This is a genomic window from Vibrio sp. TRT 1302 (assembly GCF_050113875.1).
In the GTDB taxonomy this organism is placed as follows: domain Bacteria; phylum Pseudomonadota; class Gammaproteobacteria; order Enterobacterales; family Vibrionaceae; genus Vibrio.
Genome location: NZ_JBNJOF010000005.1, coordinates 180,289 through 198,913 on the forward strand (window position 1 = coordinate 180,289; position 18,625 = coordinate 198,913).

General features: G+C 46.6%; 9 protein-coding genes. 5 read left to right on the top strand and 4 right to left on the bottom strand.

Going from position 1 to position 18,625, the window contains the following annotated elements; genetic code table 11:
- Positions 1 to 42 precede the first annotated feature (42 nt).
- Positions 43 to 990 carry a TIGR01212 family radical SAM protein gene (locus ACQEXP_RS09705; protein ID WP_426969625.1) on the bottom strand — a complete coding sequence of 316 codons (948 nt, stop codon included), beginning with the start codon at positions 988 to 990 and terminating at the stop codon, positions 43 to 45.
- A 531-nt stretch (positions 991 to 1,521) separates the two neighbouring features.
- Here ACQEXP_RS09705 and gltB (ACQEXP_RS09710) point away from each other — a divergent pair.
- The 5 genes from gltB (ACQEXP_RS09710) to ACQEXP_RS09730 all read left to right on the top strand — a co-directional run bounded on the left by gltB (ACQEXP_RS09710) (position 1,522) and on the right by ACQEXP_RS09730 (position 14,387).
- The gene (gene gltB / locus ACQEXP_RS09710) at positions 1,522 to 6,069 is read left to right on the top strand and encodes a glutamate synthase large subunit (RefSeq protein WP_269376570.1); all 4,548 of its coding nucleotides are present in this window, start codon (positions 1,522 to 1,524) and stop codon (positions 6,067 to 6,069) included.
- Positions 6,069 to 7,538, top strand: a complete 1,470-nt coding sequence (locus ACQEXP_RS09715) for a glutamate synthase subunit beta (RefSeq protein ID WP_426969627.1) — start codon at positions 6,069 to 6,071, stop codon at positions 7,536 to 7,538. The genes gltB (ACQEXP_RS09710) and ACQEXP_RS09715 overlap by 1 nt, the downstream gene beginning before the upstream one ends.
- Before the next feature lie 428 nt (positions 7,539 to 7,966).
- Positions 7,967 to 12,430 (top strand): glutamate synthase large subunit, encoded by a 4,464-nt coding sequence (gene gltB, locus ACQEXP_RS09720; RefSeq protein WP_426969629.1) that lies wholly within the window; start codon positions 7,967 to 7,969, stop codon positions 12,428 to 12,430.
- A 20-nt stretch (positions 12,431 to 12,450) separates the two neighbouring features.
- Positions 12,451 to 13,863 (top strand): FAD-dependent oxidoreductase, encoded by a 1,413-nt coding sequence (locus tag ACQEXP_RS09725; RefSeq protein WP_269376567.1) that lies wholly within the window; start codon positions 12,451 to 12,453, stop codon positions 13,861 to 13,863.
- A gap of 95 nt (positions 13,864 to 13,958) precedes the next feature.
- Positions 13,959 to 14,387: a DUF1499 domain-containing protein gene (locus ACQEXP_RS09730; RefSeq protein WP_426969630.1), complete on the top strand. Its 429-nt coding sequence runs from the start codon at positions 13,959 to 13,961 to the stop codon at positions 14,385 to 14,387.
- A gap of 61 nt (positions 14,388 to 14,448) precedes the next feature.
- On the opposite strand, the gene truB is transcribed toward ACQEXP_RS09730, so the two are convergent.
- The 3 genes from truB to infB all read right to left on the bottom strand — a co-directional run bounded on the left by truB (position 14,449) and on the right by infB (position 18,610).
- Positions 14,449 to 15,399, bottom strand: a complete 951-nt coding sequence (gene truB / locus ACQEXP_RS09735; RefSeq protein ID WP_269376565.1) for a tRNA pseudouridine(55) synthase TruB — start codon at positions 15,397 to 15,399, stop codon at positions 14,449 to 14,451.
- On the bottom strand, positions 15,399 to 15,809 hold the full coding sequence (rbfA, locus tag ACQEXP_RS09740) for a 30S ribosome-binding factor RbfA (protein WP_138972553.1): 411 nt from the start codon (positions 15,807 to 15,809) through the stop codon (positions 15,399 to 15,401). Before rbfA ends, truB begins: the two co-directional genes overlap by 1 nt.
- A 113-nt stretch (positions 15,810 to 15,922) precedes the next feature.
- Positions 15,923 to 18,610, bottom strand: coding sequence for a translation initiation factor IF-2 (infB, locus tag ACQEXP_RS09745; RefSeq protein WP_426969633.1), 2,688 nt, complete (start codon positions 18,608 to 18,610; stop codon positions 15,923 to 15,925).
- Positions 18,611 to 18,625 lie beyond the last annotated feature (15 nt).

Sequence of the window (18,625 nt, forward strand, 5' to 3'; positions counted from 1 at the left end):
TGAATAATCTTTATAAGGGTACAAAAGATATCAGCTTATTGCTTAATTATCAGCCTTTAATATCGGCCTTGTGTATTCAAATGGTTGATTTATCAAAGAGCCTTGCGCCCCTAACTGGTGTAGAGAACGACCGATCTCAGTCATGGCTAACCAACGGTTTTCACACCATAAAGGTGCCAACAACGTAGGTCTACGTGCTGCTGAGGAGACACGGTGATACACCACTTCGGGAGGTGTCATACGTATTAGCTCACTGGCAATCGACACGTATTCTTCGAGCTCTGGAGCTGACAACTTGCCCGCTTTCCATGCTTTGGCCATGGTGCTGCCTTCGACAATATGAAGACCATGAAGTTTAATGCCGTCCGTGCCAACCGCCAAAACTTGCTTCAGTGTCGCGATATTGTCTTCGCGTGTTTCTCTGGGTAAGCCCACAATCAGGTGCGTACAGACTTTGATGCCAAGTGCGCGCGCACGCTGGGTAATTTCAGCGTAACATTCGAAATCATGGCCTCGGTTGATGCGTTTTAGCGTCTGATTGTTTGCCGTTTGCAAACCGAGTTCCAGCCAGATTTCGTACCCTTGTTCGACGTAATTTGCCAACAGTTCAAGGACGGCATCAGGGACACAGTCAGGGCGAGTACCCACGCACAATCCCACAATGTCAGCCGCTTTCAATGCTTGCTCGTACATGTTTTTAAGAACCTGTACTTCGGCATAAGTACTGGTATAAGCCTGAAAATAGGCAAGGTAGCGCTTCGCTCTAGAAATCTCTCCAGCTCGATCGGTTAGCTGCTCATGGATACTTTTTATTTGCGCATCTTCATCAGCGAACGAAGCGACATTGCAAAATGTGCATCCACCGCGGCCAATAGTGCCATCTCGATTTGGGCAGCTGAATCCACCGTGCAGTGTCAGTTTATGAACTTTTTCCCCGTACCTTCTCTGTAAGTCTTGTCCAATAGTGTTGACCAGCTCGTGAAGTTGCATCTTTACCCTTGCCTAAAGCGAAATAAATATCATTAAGATCTATGTAATTTAATTACAATATTGAAAGCAATTTGGGAATAAATGTAACGCTTTCAAACGGGGTTGGTGTTATGCAAAGTCAATAAACATGCAGAAATAATGTGCCTCAAGCCAATTGTTAAGCAAAAGTTAAACATAATATCAATTTATAACGCAAAAAATCTGGGCAACAAGCACGACTTTTGATTGCATTTTGTGCTGAGTAAATTGTAGGATACTTACAGATTTTGCTGCATTTTGTGTTTTTTATTACATTAAAGTTTGGCAAAACATCGGTGAACTCCTATTCCTACCTATATAAATCACTAGATTGTGATACAAAAAAACTGGATTTCACCAAGGATTGTTTTTCTCGCCATATTTTTCAGCGAGAGACGGAATGGAATCAAAGTCGCCAGCTAGGCTGACTTCGAATCATAAAAATAAAGGACAGGACGTAGAACTAGTTTCGACTAGCCCAATTGCGCCTATTTGAACTGGAAGGATGTATCCATGGTAGATAGAGAGCAAACTTCACAAGGTCTGTACACTCCTGAATTGGAGCATGACGCTTGTGGTATCGGTTTTGTTGCTCACTTAAAAAACCGTAAATCGCACGAAGTAGTTACGCAAGCTCTTGATATGCTTGCAAGGATGGAGCACCGTGGTGGTCAAGGATGTGATCCTTGCTCAGGTGACGGCGCTGGTATCTTGCTACAAAAACCACACGAATTTCTGTTAGAAGAAGCCGTTAAGCTTGGTATCAAGCTCCCTTCTTTCGAGAAATACGGCGTTGGTGTGGTGCTTTTCCCAAAAGACGAACACAAACGCGCGCAATGTCGCGATATCCTAGAACGTAATGCTAAACGTCTAGAGCTCGATGTTATCGGCTATCGTGTCTTGCCAACAGACAACTCAATGATCGGTGCTGACCCTTTAAGCACTGAACCGCAATTCGAACACGTATTCATCTCTGGTGGCCCTGGCATCACGCCTGAAGAGCTAGAGCGTAAACTGTACGTACTGCGTAACTACACAGTTCGAGTCTGTCTAGAAAGTGTCTCTAACATTGGTGATGATTTCTACATCAACTCAATGTCATACAAAACACTTGTCTACAAAGGTCAGCTGACAACAGAGCAAGTACCACAGTACTTCCTCGATCTACAGAATCCAACGATGGTGACCGCACTTGCGCTGGTTCACTCTCGTTTCTCAACCAACACTTTCCCGAAATGGCGCTTAGCTCAACCTTTCCGTTACATCGCTCATAATGGTGAAATCAACACCGTTCGCGGTAACCTAAACTGGATGAAAGCACGCGAGGCGATCATCGAATCAGACCTGTTTACTCAAGCTGAAATCGATATGTTGTTGCCTATCTGTCAGGAAGGTGCTTCAGACTCATCTAACTTCGACATGGCGCTAGAACTTCTGGTTCTTTCGGGTCGTAGCCTGCCACACGCATTGATGATGATGATTCCAGAAGCGTGGCAAGAAAACAAAAACATGGATCCAACTCGTCGTGCGTTCTACCAATACCACGCAAATGTCATGGAACCATGGGATGGCCCTGCTTCAGTCTGTTTCACAGACGGTGTTCAAGTAGGTGCAACTCTTGACCGTAACGGCCTTCGCCCTTCTCGCTACACAGTGACAAAAGATGATTTCTTGGTCATGGCGTCTGAGTCAGGCGTTGTGGATATTGCACCAGAAAACGTCGAATTCCGTGGTCGCCTACAGCCGGGTCGTATCTTCGTTGCTGACCTAGAGCAAGGACGTATTATTTCTGATGAAGAAGTAAAAGACGGCATTGCATCAGCACAACCTTACGAAAAATGGGTAGCAGAGAATCTTCTCAGCCTGAAGAAACTGCCGGATGCGAGCAACGAATTCAGCCAACCGTCACCTGAAAAGCTTCTGCACAAACAGCAAGCATTTGGGGTGAGCTCAGAAGAAGTGAACGAGATCATCGTTCCTATGGCTCGTGATGGTAAAGAGCCGCTGTCGGCTATGGGTGCCGACTGGCCACTTGCGATCCTTTCGCATCAGTCGCAACATCTTTCAAACTACTTTAAGCAGTTGTTTGCTCAGGTAACTAACCCGCCTATCGACCCGATTCGTGAGCGTATGGTTATGTCTCTGAATACTTACCTAGGTAAGGATCAGAACCTTCTTGCTGAGTCACCACTGCACTGTCAAAAAGTTGAGCTTGAATCGCCAGTACTTTCAAACTCTGAGCTTGAAAAACTGCGTGCTATCGATAACGAGCACTTACAAGCTAAGACGTTAGATATCGTATTCCAAGCAAGTGAAGATGAAGGCAAGCTAGAGCGTGCACTGAAGCGTATCTGTCAATATGCAGAAGATGCCGTAATCGACGGTTACTCAATCATCTTGCTAACAGACCGCGCGGTAAACTCTAACCACGCAGCGATTCCAGCAATGCTCGCCGTTGGCGCTGTGCACCATCACCTGATCCGTAAAGGTCTCCGTGCTAAGTGTGACATCGTTATCGAGACAGGTGATGCTCGTGAGACGCACCACTTTGCGACTCTGATTGGCTACGGGGCAAACGCAATCAACCCATACCTAGTTATTGAGACTATGGTTGAACTGCAACGAACCAAAAAACTGGATCCTGAAACCAACATTCGAGAACTGTTCGAGAACTACCGTAAATCTATCAACGGCGGTCTATTGAAGATCTTCTCGAAAATGGGTATTTCAACCTTGCAGTCTTACCACGGTGCACAAATTTTTGAAGCTCTGGGTATCAGCAAGTCTGTTGTCGACAAGTACTTCACTGGTACGGTTTCGCGTATCCAAGGTCTTACTATTGATGACATCGCCAAAGAAGTGCTTGTACGTCACCGTATTGGCTTCCCAACACGTGAAATCCCTGTTCAAGTACTGGATGTTGGTGGTGTTTATCAATGGAAACAACGTGGTGAAAAACACCTGTTTAACCCTGAAACTATTTCACTGCTTCAACAATCAACTCGTAACAAAGACTATGTTCAGTTTAAGCAATATGCGAAAGCGGTTGATGATCAAGGCGATAACGCAGCAACGCTACGTAGCCAGCTCGATTTTGTTAAGAATCCAGCAGGTTCTATCCCGCTAGAAGAAGTGGAGCCGATCGAAAACATCCTTAAACGTTTTGCTACCGGTGCAATGTCATTTGGTTCGATCTCTTACGAGGCACACTCGACTCTCGCAGTCGCGATGAACCGCATTGGTGCTAAATCGAACTCAGGTGAAGGTGGTGAAGACCCTTCTCGTTTCGAACGTAAAGAGAATGGTGATTGGGAGCGTTCAGCAATCAAACAGGTTGCTTCAGGTCGTTTCGGTGTGACGTCTTACTACCTAACTAACGCCGATGAGCTACAAATCAAGATGGCTCAAGGTGCTAAGCCGGGTGAAGGTGGTCAGCTACCTGGTGATAAGGTTGATGACTGGATTGGTGCGACTCGTCACTCCACACCAGGTGTTGGTCTAATCTCTCCACCACCTCACCACGACATCTACTCAATTGAGGATTTGGCTCAGCTAATCTTTGATTTGAAAAACGCCAACCGTGCTGGCCGAGTTAACGTCAAGCTGGTATCAGAAGCAGGCGTAGGTACGATTGCCTCTGGTGTAGCGAAAGCGAAGGCGGATGTGGTTCTTATCGCTGGTTTTGATGGTGGTACAGGCGCATCACCAATGTCTTCGATTCGCCATACAGGTCTACCTTGGGAACTGGGTCTAGCAGAAACACACCAGACACTACTGAAAAATGGTCTGCGTAACCGTATCGTAGTTCAGTCAGATGGTCAGATGAAAACACCACGTGACCTAGCGGTAGCAACACTGCTTGGTGCTGAAGAATGGGGTATCGCGACAGCGGCACTGGTTGTTGAAGGTTGTATCATGATGCGTAAGTGTCATAAAAACACCTGTCCTGTTGGTATCGCAACTCAGAACAAGACTCTACGTGAACGTTTTGATGGTCGTGTTGAAGACGTCGTAACCTTCTTCCAATACATGGCAGAAGGCCTACGTGAAATCATGGCAGAGCTCGGTTTCCGCACCATCGATGAGATGGTTGGTCAATCGCAGAAATTGAAAGTTCGCGAAGATATTGGTCACTGGAAATACAAGAACCTCGATCTGTCTCCAGTACTGCACATTGAGCATGCCCGTGAAAACGATGGTGTCTTCAATCAGACTGAACAGAACCACAATTTAGAACAGGTTCTTGACCGCAAACTGATTCAAGCGGCAATCCCTGCGCTTGAGAAAGGAGAAGCGGTTAACGCTGAGTTCCCAATCATTAACACTGACCGTTCTGCGGGTACCATGCTATCGAATGAAATTTCGAAAGTGTACAAAGACCAAGGTTTACCAAAACCAATGAACGTTAAGTTCACAGGTTCTGCTGGCCAATCATTTGGGGCATTCCTAGCAAAAGGAGTGAAGTTCGAAGTTGAAGGCGATGCGAACGACTACTGGGGTAAAGGTCTATCCGGCGGTACGCTGGTTCTTTACCCAGACTCGAAGTCAACCATCGTCGCTGAAGACAACATTGTAGTAGGTAACGTATGTTTCTACGGTGCAACTTCAGGTGAGTCATACATTCGTGGGATGGCTGGTGAACGTTTCTGTGTTCGTAACTCAGGTGCAAAAGTTGTTGTTGAAGGTATCGGTGACCACGGTTGTGAATACATGACTGGCGGTGTTGCTGTCATCCTAGGTTCAACAGGTCGTAACTTTGCAGCAGGTATGAGTGGCGGTGTCGCTTACGTTTGGGATAAGTCTGGTGACTTTGAAACTAAGCTGAACCCTGAACTTGTCGACCTAGATCCAATCGAAGCTGAAGATCGTGAACTACTAAAAGAGATGCTCACTAAGCAGGTTCAATTCACAGGAAGTGAAGTAGCGAAGTCTTTCCTCGACAACTTTGAAGCAAGCCTAGAAACCATGGTTAAGGTTATGCCGCGCGACTACAAAGCGGTACTTCAAAAGCGTAAGGCAGCAGCTGAACAAGCACAAACGGAACAAGTGGAGGCAGTATAATGGGTAAGCCTACTGGATTTTTAGAACATGGTCGTGAGCTTCCAAAGAAGCTCGACCCATCAGTTCGTATTGAAAACAACAAAGAATTCGTTCTAAACGAAGAGTTTGGCGACAAAATCAATACTCAGGCTTCTCGTTGTATGGATTGTGGTGTGCCTTTCTGTCACAGCGGTTGTCCGATTGGTAACATTATTCCTGAGTTCAATGACGCGGTTTACCGTGACAGCTGGGAAGAAGCATGGAATATCCTAAGCTCTACTAACAACTTCCCTGAATTTACAGGTCGTGTATGTCCATCTCCATGTGAGAGTGCATGTGTTTTGGGTATCAACCAAGATCCAATCACCATCTGTAATATCGAGAAAACCATCGTAGAAACAGCGTACCGTGAAGGGTACGCAAAACCTAAGACACCTCGTTCACGTACAGGTAAAACCGTCGCTATCATCGGTTCTGGCCCTGCGGGTCTAGCCGCAGCAGAGCAATTGAACAGCGCTGGTCACTCAGTCACGGTATTCGAGCGTGACGAAAAAGTTGGCGGCTTACTGCGTTTTGGTATCCCTGACTTCAAACTGGGTATGGACGTGATTGATCGTAAGATCAACCTTATGGCAGACGCGGGCGTCGAGTTCAAGGTCAATCAACATATCGGCGTTGACATTAACGCTCAGCAACTACGTCAGGAGTTTGATGTTGTTCTGCTTACTGGCGGTTCAACGGTTCCTCGTGATTTGCCAGTACCAGGCCGTGAGTTAAAAGGCGTTTACTTTGCGATGGAATTCCTAGCTCAGAACAACCGCCGTGCTAACGACATGGATCTGAAAGGTGAAGAGATTCACGCTAAAGACAAGCATGTTGTCGTCATCGGTGGTGGTGATACTGGTTCTGACTGCGTGGGTACCTCAAACCGTCACAAAGCAGCAAGCGTAACTCAGGTAGAGATCATGCCGATCCCACCAGAAAAGCGCCCTGTAAATATGCCTTGGCCGCAATATCCAATGATCATGAAAACAACCACTTCGCACGAAGAAGGCTGTGAACGTCATTGGAACATTTTGACCAAGGAATTTATTGGCAACGATAAAGGTGAAGTGACGGGTCTGCGTATTGCTGACATCGTGTGGCAAGATGCACAACCGGGTCAACGCCCAGAGTTTACAGAAGTTGCTAACTCAGAGCGTATCATCCCGTGCGACATGGCGTTCTTGGCTATGGGCTTCTTACATCCAGAGCCAAACGGTGTTTTGGCACAGCTGGATGTTAAGCTAGATGAACGTGGTAACGTGGCGACCGACGGTTTTGCAACTAACCAAAAAGGTGTGTTTGCCGCCGGTGATATGCGTACAGGCCAATCTCTGGTTGTTCGCTGTATCAATGAAGGTCGTGAGTGTGCAATCGCTATTGATAGTTATCTAATGGGTAACTCAAATCTTGAAGCGAAAGCCGACTCATTAATGCTTTCCGCATAAAGTGAGCCACCTAGATGAAGAATTTTATTAGATTCTAGGTGGTTTAGAATAACCAATCATTCCTTCCAAACTTTTCCATTTGACCAGTACATTGTGCTGGTCTTTTTTATTTCCCTGACATTCAAATGTTGCAAAATTGTAACAATCAAAATTCTAACCAACTGAATTATATAGATAATTACAGCGTATTCCGTGGTAAATTGTATATTAGCGTGATTTTCCACCAAGAACTTGACCTTTTTCATAATAACCTATACGTTGTGAAGTCGATGAAAATGAATTCGTCAAATTTTGTTAAATGTTTTAAGAACATTTACTGCATATCTATACGATATATAACAATTAAAATGAATAGTTAGTCATAAATACCAACCCTTTAAATGTTGGTAGTTCTGTCGGGATGACAGAGAAGCAAAGGGAGAATTGCAATGGCTCTATACGATCCTAGTCTCGAGAAAGACAACTGTGGATTTGGCTTAATTGCACATATGGAAGGTGAGCCAAGCCATAAACTGGTACGTACCGCTATTTCAGCACTTGATCGCATGACCCACCGTGGCGGCATCGCGGCTGATGGCAAAACGGGTGACGGATGTGGTTTATTACTACAAAAGCCCGATTCATATCTACGTCTTATTGCCGAAGAAAATGGCTTTAAGCTTGGTAAACAATATGCCGTTGGCATGATTTTCTTTAACCAAGACCCAGCCAAAGCACAGCAAGCAAAAGACATTATCAATCAAGAACTTGCCCAAGAAACGCTTACTGTATCTGGCTGGCGTGACGTGCCAACCAACGCAACAGTACTCGGCCCCATTGCCGCAGATTCTTTACCAACCATTCAGCAAGTTTTTATTTCAGCCCCTGCTGGCTGGCGTGAACGCGATATTGAACGTCGCCTATATATCGCCCGCCGTCGTATTGAAAAACGCATTGTTGATGATAGTGAATTCTACGTCTGTAGCCTTTCCACACAAGTCATAGTGTACAAAGGTCTATGCATGCCAGCCGACCTGCCAAGGTTCTATCTCGACTTGGCAGACCTGCGTATGGAATCTGCTATCTGTTTGTTCCACCAGCGTTTCTCGACGAACACTCAGCCTCGTTGGCCACTCGCTCAGCCATTTAGATATCTGGCTCACAATGGTGAAATCAATACGATTCAAGGCAACCGACAATGGGCTCGAGCACGAGCGTACAAATTCGCGTCACCACTGCTACCTGACCTGCAAACCGCTGCACCCTTCGTTAACGAAACAGGTTCAGACTCATCAAGCTTAGACAACATGCTCGATCTGTTTCTAGCTGGGGGTATGGATATCTTCCGTGCGATGCGAATGCTAGTTCCGCCAGCGTGGCAAAACCACCCTGATATGGATCCTGACTTGCGTGCTTTCTATGATTTCAACTCCAAACACATGGAGCCTTGGGATGGTCCAGCTGGTATCGTCTTATCCGATGGTCGTTACGCCGCATGTAACCTTGACCGTAACGGCTTACGTCCTGCTCGTTATGTCATTACAAAAGATAAGTTAATCACGTTAGCGTCTGAGGTTGGTATCTGGGACTATGCTCCCGATGAAGTCGCAGAGAAAGGACGAGTGGGTCCGGGCGAACTTTTAGTTATTGATACTCGCCGTGGAAAACTTTGGCAATCAAGTGAGATCGATAATGACCTCAAAGATCGCCACCCATACCGTGAATGGATGGAAAATAATGTCCATAAACTCACGCCATTCTCTAAGTTGCCAGAAGACCAAGTGGGCGAACGTAGCTTCGATGAAGATGAACTAAAGACCTATCAAAAGCAGTTTGCGATGAGCAACGAAGAGGTTGATCAGGTATTGCGTGTTCTTGGCGATATGGGACAAGAAGCGGTCGGCTCAATGGGTGACGATACGCCAATGGCGGTGTTGTCTTCTAAAGAGAGATTAATTACTGATTATTTCCGTCAGAAATTCGCTCAGGTAACCAATCCACCGATCGATCCACTTCGTGAAAAACACGTCATGTCATTGGCGACCAGTGTCGGCCAAGAGATGAACGTATTCTGCGAGACCGACGGTCACGCTCATCGTGTAACGTTTGATTCACCGGTTCTACTTTACTCTGATATGCAGCAACTACTTGAGTTAAGTGATGAGCACTACCGTAGTACAGTACTAGACATCAACTACAACCCTGACGACAAAGACCTTGAACAAGCGATTCTTGATCTTTGTGATCAAGCAGAGCAAGCGGTTCGCGAAGGAACCGTTCTCGTCGTTCTCTCAGACAAAACACTACAAAAAGGCCGATTACCGATCCCAGCAGCCATGGCTGTAGGGGCAGTACAAAGCCGATTGATCGATGCAAACCTTCGCTGTGACGCCAATATCATCGCTGAAACAGGCACTGTGCGAGACCCTCACCAATTTGCGGTACTGCTTGGTTTCGGTGCCACGGCGGTTTATCCATATCTGGCTTATGAAACCTTAGCGAAAGTCATTGATGATGGCGCTATCACCAAGAGCTATAGACAGGTGATGCAAAACTACCAGAGCGGCATCAACAAGGGTCTGTACAAGATCATGTCGAAAATGGGTATATCAACCGTTGCCTCATATCGTTGCTCTCAACTGTTTGAAGCGGTAGGTCTAAGCCAAGATGTTGTCGATCTCTGCTTCAAGGGAGTCACAACCCGAATTCAAGGGGCGAACTTCGAAGACTTCGAGCAAGATCTTTACAATCTATCTCGCAAAGCATGGACGAAACGTAAGCCAATTGAACATGGTGGATTGTTGAAATACGTTCACGGCGGCGAATACCACGCCTACAATCCAGACGTCGTAGGTACGCTACAACAAGCGGTAAAATCGGGTGACACTTCTGATTACCGAAGCTTTGCTAAGCAGGTAAACGAACGTCCCGTTGCTATGCTGCGTGACTTAATGCATCTGAAGAGATCGTCAACGCCGCTGCCATTAGAAAAAATTGAACCGAGTACCGAACTCTTCAAACGTTTTGACTCGGCGGCGATGTCAATCGGTGCATTGAGCCCAGAAGCTCATGAAGCCCTAGCAACCGCGATGAACCGTTTAGGCGGTTACTCAAACTCAGGCGAAGGTGGTGAAGATCCAAGACGTTTTGGAACCGAGCGAAATTCACGCATAAAACAGATTGCTTCTGGTCGTTTTGGTGTGACACCACACTATCTGACCAACGCAGATGTTCTGCAAATCAAAGTAGCACAAGGAGCAAAACCGGGTGAAGGTGGGCAGTTACCGGGACATAAAGTCACGGCTGAGATCGCGAAACTGCGTTACTCAGTACAAGGGGTAACACTGATTTCTCCACCACCACACCACGATATTTACTCTATCGAGGATCTAGCTCAGCTGATTTTCGACCTAAAACAGGTCAACCCAGAAGCACTGATTTCGGTCAAACTGGTTTCAGAGCCGGGCGTCGGCACCATTGCGACGGGGGTTGCCAAGGCATACGCCGATTTAATTACCATCTCAGGTTATGACGGTGGTACTGCGGCTAGCCCATTAACGTCAGTCAAATATGCTGGCAGCCCTTGGGAACTAGGTCTTGCAGAAACTCAGCAAGCTTTAGTTGCCAATGGTCTACGCCATAAGATTCGTCTTCAAGTCGATGGTGGCTTGAAAACTGGACTTGATGTCGTTAAAGCTGCAATTCTTGGTGCGGAAAGCTTCGGTTTCGGTACTGCGCCTATGGTTGCTATGGGTTGTAAATTCTTACGTATCTGTCACTTGAATAACTGCGCGACTGGCGTTGCGACTCAAGATGACACCTTACGCAAAGAGTACTTCAAAGGCCTGCCGGAAATGGTGATGAACTACTTTATCGGCCTTGCTGATGAAGTACGTGAGTTACTTTCACAACTGGGGGTTGAGAAACTTACTGACTTAATCGGTCGCACCGATCTCTTGGAAGCCGTTGAGGGGCTAACAGCGAAACAGAGCAAGCTAGATCTTTCTGGTATTCTTGAATCACCAGTATCGCCACAAGGCCACCCTCTTTACTGGACCGAATCAAATGCTCCATTTGATAAAGCTGAATTGAACCAAAAGATTGTCTCGGATGCACTTGAATCTATTGAGGCATGTCAGTCTAAAGATTTGTTCTACAAAGTGATTAACACTGACCGTTCTATTGGCGCACGTTTATCTGGTGAAATCGCGAAACGCTATGGCAATCAAGGTATGGCAGCAAGCCCAATTAGGCTACACCTAGACGGTACTGCTGGTCAGTCATTTGGTGTCTGGAATGCTGGCGGTGTTGAACTTTACCTGACAGGCGATGCGAACGACTACGTGGGTAAAGGTATGGCTGGAGGCAAAATTAGCATCAAGCCTCACCAAGGCACTACCTTCCAGTGTAATGAAGCAACGATTATTGGTAACACCTGTTTGTATGGCGCGACTGGCGGAAAACTTTTCGCGGCAGGTACGGCGGGTGAGCGATTTGGTGTCCGTAACTCAGGTACGATTGCCGTGATCGAAGGCGCAGGTGACAACGCTTGTGAATACATGACGGGCGGTATTGTCGCTATCCTTGGTGCTACCGGGGTTAACTTTGGCGCGGGTATGACAGGCGGTTTCGCTTACGTGCTTGATGAGAACGAAGAGTTCCAAGGACGAGTAAACCAAGAATCTGTCGAAGCGATTGCGCTATCGGATCTTTATATCCACCAAGAACACCTCCGCGGTTTGATCGCTGAGCACCTAGAAGAAACTGGCTCAGTCCACGCGGAAAACATCCTAGCGAACTTTGATGAATGGATTCCGAAGTTCTACTTGGTTAAACCGCAGGCAGCAGATTTAAGTACTCTGCTTGGTCATCAAAGTCGCAGTGCGGCAGAACTTCGCGTTCAAGCGCAGTAATCATGGAGGATGTTTGAATCATGAGTCAGAACGTATACCAATTTATCGATGTTCAGCGCGTCGATCCTGCGAAAAAACCGATTAAGATTCGTAAGATCGAGTTCGTTGAAATTTATGAACCCTTTACTAATCAGCAAGCTACCGCTCAGGCAGATCGCTGTTTAGACTGTGGTAACCCTTACTGTGAATGGAAATGTCCGGTTCACAACTACATTCCTCAGTGGCTAAAGTTAGCCAATGAGGGGCGAATTCTGGAAGCGGTAGAACTCTCTCACCAGACCAACAGTCTTCCAGAAGTTTGTGGACGCGTCTGCCCGCAAGATCGTCTCTGTGAAGGTTCTTGTACCCTAAACGAGGACTTTGGTGCGGTCACTATCGGTAATATCGAAAAGTACATCACCGACAAAGCCTTTGAAATGGGCTGGAAACCGGACATGTCTAAAGTAGTTTGGACAGATAAAAAAGTCGCGATTATCGGTGCAGGCCCTGCAGGCCTTGCCGCTGCGGATATCTTGGTCCGAAACGGTGTGAAGCCGGTTGTCTTCGACCGCTACCCTGAAATTGGTGGCCTACTTACGTTTGGTATTCCATCGTTTAAGCTTGAAAAAGGCGTGATGGAAAACCGTCGTCGAGTATTCACTGAAATGGGCGTTGAGTTCCGTTTGGGTGTAGAAGTCGGTAAAGACATCGAGATGCAGCAGCTTGTCGATGAGTATGATGCCGTCTTCCTAGGTGTAGGTACCTACAAAAATATGCGTGCCGGACTTGAGAATGAAGATGCTCAAGGCGTCTACGATGCCTTGCCTTTCCTTATCTCCAATACCTATAAAGTGATGGAGTTACCAAGTGAAGAGGCATTTATCGATATGGCTGGCAAAAAGGTCGTTGTCCTAGGTGGTGGTGATACCGCGATGGACTGTGTTCGAACTTCGATTCGTCAAGGCGCCTCAAACGTTATCTGTGCGTATCGTCGTGATGAAGAAAACATGCCTGGCTCTCGTCGAGAAGTGAAAAACGCGAAAGAGGAAGGCGTTAACTTCATGTTTAACTTACAGCCTCTCGGGGTCGAAGTTGATGCCAGTGGCAAAGTCTCTGGTGTTAAAGTCGTTAAGACTGCACTAGGTGAACCCGATGACGCTGGACGACGTCGTCCTCAACCCGTAAAAGGCAGTGAACACGTGCTTGCTGCTGACGCTGTAATCATGGCGTTTGGCTTCCAGCCGCATCAAATGTCATGGCTAGCACCTTTTGGCGTCGAGCTCGATGACTGGGGGCGTATTAAAGCGCCGTCGGATCAGGAGTTTATGTTCCAAACCAGCAATAAGAAAATCTTTGCTGGTGGTGACGCGGTTCGTGGTTCTGACTTGGTTGTAACAGCCATCGACGAAGGACGTAAAGCGGCTGAAGGTATTCTCGACTTCCTAGAAGTTTAACCTCTCATAACCATGAAAAAGGATCCTATTTTTGGATCCTTTTTTTATTTAAAACATATAATTATCTGACCAGTTCCAATACTAAGGAATCCAAGATGAAAAAAGGGGCTCTCCTTTCTTTGACCCTACTCGCCTTAACTGCATGCAGCCAAGGAGTCACAACCATGACAGATCGCACTTCTCTCCCTTGTGGTGACAAACCTAACTGTGTCTCAACTCAAGATGTACGAGAGAAGCATCAGCTTGCACCATTTACTTTAGCGAGCAACACCAGTATTGATGCCATCGAAGCTGCCGCGCTGCAATTACCCGGAGCTAAAACAGCCGTGAAGGAGCAGGATTATCTTCGTATTGAATGCACCTCAAAGATCATGCGCTTTGTTGATGACCTCGAATTACGCATTGAAGGTGGACAGTTGTTGGTACGCTCTGAATCTAGAGTGGGTTACTCCGACTTTGGCGTTAACCGTAAGCGCGCGGATCAACTCCGTACCCTTCTGAGTGAGAAAGGGCTCATCCAATAACATTCAGAATTTGACGTAACAAAAAGCCGAAGCAAGTGCTTCGGCTTTTCTCTATATAGGATTACTGCTGAGTATCATCTCGGAAGACAACCAGTCGCTTCGGAGCGACTTTGCCATCTGCGTTGACTTCAGCCACACCGATGAAGAGCTTCTCTTCTCCAGATGTCATGCGAAGTGGAGTACCTTCTGGTGCGCCAAACACTTGTACTGGCATACCGTGCTGAACAAGATCGGTAAGCTCTGCGTTAAGGTTAACTTCCGGCAGATCTTCTACTGCGGTATCCATTGGCAATAGCAGTGGATCAAGTAGGTCTTTCGGTGCAATTTCCTCACGTTGAGCTTGCTCAAGCAACTCATTCAGTTGCTCTAGCGTCACCATCTTCTCGTAAGGGTAATTTGCAACCGCGGTACGACGCAACATAGTGACATGAGCACCACAACCAAGCATTTCACCTAGGTCATCAACGATTGTGCGAATGTAAGTACCTTTCGAACAGTGTACTTCCATTTCCACTTCATCACCTTCGAAGCGATGCAAGATGATTTCATAAACCGTGATCTTGCGAGATTCTCGCGGTACTTCAATGCCTTGACGCGCATACTCGTACAAAGGCTTACCTTGGTACTTGAGCGCAGAGAACATTGAAGGCACTTGATCAGATTCACCACGGAACTTATCGATACAAGCGAGCAGCTTATCCATATCAACGTTGATAGGACGCGTTTCTACCACTTCACCGTCAGAATCAGAGGTATCGGTTCTCTCACCCAGCTTAGCAATCACACGGTAACGCTTGTCGGAATCAAGCAAAAACTGCGAGAACTTGGTTGCTTCACCGAGGCAGATCGGCAGCATACCTGTCGCTAGGGGATCCAGTGCACCCGTATGACCTGCTTTTTCAGCAAAATAGATTCGCTTTACTTTCTGCAGTGCATCGTTCGATGAGATGCCCGTTGGTTTATCCAACAGAATCACACCGTTAATTGGACGACCTTTACGACGACGAGCCATTAGCTGTCTTCCCCAGTCTGTTCTTCTTCACGACCTGAGTCTCTTTGCTTACGCTTGTCTTCGCTAACCACTTCAGAAACAAGGTTCGACATACGCATACCTTCAACCAAGGTGTTGTCATAGTAGAAACGAACTTCTGGCGTTAAACGCAGACGGATACGCTTGCCTAGCATCATGCGGATATGAACTTCATGCTCACGCAATGCTTCAAGGCATGACTCTGGTGTTTGCTCACCAACACAAAGGAAGGTTACAAATACTTTTGCATACGCTAGATCACGTGACACTTCTACATCAGAAATCGTCACCATGCCTAGGCGTGAATCACGAACTTCGCGCTGAAGGATCAGAGCGAGTTCTTTTTGCAGCTGCTGTGACACTCGCTGCGTGCGGCTAAATTCTTTTGACATATCTTTTCTCTTATTAGAAAGAATGGGGGGATGGTCGTAACCAGCCCCCCATGGCGTATTCAACAACCAATTACAGCTTATCTTAAGAAGATCTTGCTCGTAATTTTAGTCAATTAGTCAAGAGTACGTTTAATCTCAACGATTTCGAATACTTCGATCTGGTCACCAACGCGAACATCATTGTAGTTCTTAACGCCGATACCACACTCGTAGCCATTCTTAACTTCTTGAACGTCATCTTTAAAGCGACGTAGTGATTCTAGCTCACCTTCGTAGATAACAACGTTATCACGTAGTACACGGATAGGGTTGCTACGCTTAATTAGACCTTCAGTAACCATACAACCAGCGATTGCGCCCAGTTTCGGTGACTTAAACACGTCACGTACTTCAGCAAGACCAATGATCTCTTGCTTGAATTCTGGAGCAAGCATACCGCCCATTGCTTGTTTAACTTCATCAATCAATTGGTAAATGATTGAGTAGTAACGTAGGTCAACACTTGCAGCTTCAACCGCACGACGCGCAGAAGCGTCAGCACGAACGTTAAAGCCAAGGATGATAGCGTTTGAAGCTTCAGCTAGAACTACGTCAGTTTCTGTAATACCACCAACACCAGAACCCACAATGTTTACTTTCACTTCGTCAGTCGATAGTTTCAGTAGTGAGTCTGCAATCGCTTCAACAGAACCTTGTACGTCAGCCTTCAGTACTACGTTCAGTTCTGCAACTTCACCAGCAGTCATGTTAGAGAACATGTTCTCTAGTTTAGATTTCTGCTGACGTGCAAGTTTCACTTCACGGAACTTACCAGCACGGTAGTTAGCAACTTCACGCGCTTTACGCTCATCACGTACTACAGTCGCTTCGTCACCTGAAGAAGGCACACCTGAAAGACCTAAGATCTCTACAGGGATAGAAGGACCCGCTTCTGTGATTTCTTTACCAAGCTCGTCACGCATTGCACGAACACGGCCGTACTCTTGACCACAAAGAACGATATCACCTTTGTTTAGTGTGCCTGACTGAACAAGTACTGTAGCAACTGGACCACGACCTTTATCTAGTCGAGATTCAACAACTACACCAGACGCCATACCTTCTTTCACCGCTTTAAGTTCAAGAACTTCAGACTGAAGAAGGATTGCTTCTAGAAGACCGTCAATGTTAGTGCCCTGTTTCGCAGAGATGTGAACGAACATGTTCTCACCGCCCCACTCCTCAGGAATTACGTCGTACTGAGCTAGCTCATTCTTAACGTTGTCTGGGTTTGCGTCTTCTTTATCGATCTTGTTAACCGCAACAATCAGTGGAACGTCTGCCGCTTTCGCGTGCTGAATCGCTTCAACTGTTTGTGGCATAACGCCATCGTCCGCTGCAACAACAAGAACAACGATATCCGTCGCTTGAGCACCACGAGCACGCATAGCTGTAAACGCCGCGTGTCCAGGAGTATCAAGGAAGGTGATCATGCCGTTGTCTGTTTCTACGTGGTATGCACCGATGTGCTGTGTAATACCACCTGCTTCACCAGACGCAACGTGTGTGCGACGAATGTAGTCAAGCGTAGACGTTTTACCATGGTCAACGTGACCCATGATAGTAACAACTGGTGCACGAGGAACAGCTTCAGCGTTGTTGTCACGATCTGACAGTACCGCTTCTTCCAGCTCATTCTCTTTACGCAGAATAACTTTGTGGCCCATTTCTTCAGCAACTAGCTGAGCCGTCTCTTGGTCGATAACTTGGTTGATAGTCGCCATTGCGCCCATCTTCATCATCACCTTGATAACTTCTGTGCCTTTAACCGACATCTTGCTAGCAAGTTCAGATACAACGATTGTTTCGCCGATCACAACGTCTGCTTTAGCAACAGTAGCGGTCTTATCGAAGCCTTGCTGCATTGAAGCTGGCTTAGAAAGTCTGCCTTGCTTACGACCTTTACCACCACGTTGGTTGCGGCTAGGACGAGGTGGCTCTTCATCTAGAGAAGATTTCTTTTTCTTCCTGCGACGAGCGCCTTCTTCTCTACGGTCAGCAGCATCTTCTGCTTCACGTGCATACGAAGAAGTAGTCACATGGTAGTCAGAGTTTTCAAGCTCTTTCTTCTTCTGTTCTTCTTCATTCCAACGAGCTTCATTTTCTTCAGCTAGTTTACGAGCTTCTTCAACAAGCTTTGCAGCTTCTTGTTCAGCTTTACGTTGGGCTTCTTCTTCCTGACGACGTTTTAGTTCGTCAGCTTCTTTTTTCGCTTGCGCATTAGCGTCCGCATTTTTTGCATTCATGTCTTTCTTAGCCTTATCAGCTTGTACGCGCTTTGCCTTTTCTTCTGCGTCACGTTTTGCATCCGCTTCTCGCTTCGCTTTCTCATCGGCCTCGCGTTGTGCTTTCTCTGCAGCTTCACGTTTTGCTAGCTCTTCAGCCTCACGCTTCGCAAGCTCTTCAGCTTCACGCTTTGCTGCTTCCTCAGCCTCACGTTTTGCGTCGTCTTCGATAATGCTGCGCTTCACATAAGTTCGCTTCTTGCGTACTTCTACTTGAACATCCTTACTCTTGCCGCCACCAGCATTTACGCTAAGTGTGCTGCGAGTTTTACGCTGTAGAGTTAAACGAGTTGGCTCAGATTCACCCGTGGTGTCACCGTGCTCTTTCTTTAAGTGAGTCAAAAGTTTCTGCTTTTCTTCATCAGAAACCTGATCACTGCTCGCTTTGTTCATACCAGCATCAGCAAGTTGTTCAATTAAGCGGTCCACTGGAGTTCCAATTTCTTCACTCAGTGCCTTAACAGTAATTTGTGTCATGCCGCTTTCTCCTTG

What these genes read in the sequence shown, in the direction of transcription:
- truB (WP_269376565.1), bottom strand. Translation starts at nt 15,399, where the DNA reads ATGGCTCGTCGTCGTAAAGGTCGTCCAATTAACGGTGTGATTCTGTTG.
- infB (WP_426969633.1), bottom strand. Translation starts at nt 18,610, where the DNA reads ATGACACAAATTACTGTTAAGGCACTGAGTGAAGAAATTGGAACTCCA.
- gltB (WP_269376570.1), top strand. Translation starts at nt 1,522, where the DNA reads ATGGTAGATAGAGAGCAAACTTCACAAGGTCTGTACACTCCTGAATTG.
- ACQEXP_RS09730 (WP_426969630.1), top strand. Translation starts at nt 13,959, where the DNA reads ATGAAAAAAGGGGCTCTCCTTTCTTTGACCCTACTCGCCTTAACTGCA.
- ACQEXP_RS09715 (WP_426969627.1), top strand. Translation starts at nt 6,069, where the DNA reads ATGGGTAAGCCTACTGGATTTTTAGAACATGGTCGTGAGCTTCCAAAG.
- ACQEXP_RS09725 (WP_269376567.1), top strand. Translation starts at nt 12,451, where the DNA reads ATGAGTCAGAACGTATACCAATTTATCGATGTTCAGCGCGTCGATCCT.
- gltB (WP_426969629.1), top strand. Translation starts at nt 7,967, where the DNA reads ATGGCTCTATACGATCCTAGTCTCGAGAAAGACAACTGTGGATTTGGC.
- rbfA (WP_138972553.1), bottom strand. Translation starts at nt 15,809, where the DNA reads ATGTCAAAAGAATTTAGCCGCACGCAGCGAGTGTCACAGCAGCTGCAA.
- ACQEXP_RS09705 (WP_426969625.1), bottom strand. Translation starts at nt 990, where the DNA reads ATGCAACTTCACGAGCTGGTCAACACTATTGGACAAGACTTACAGAGA.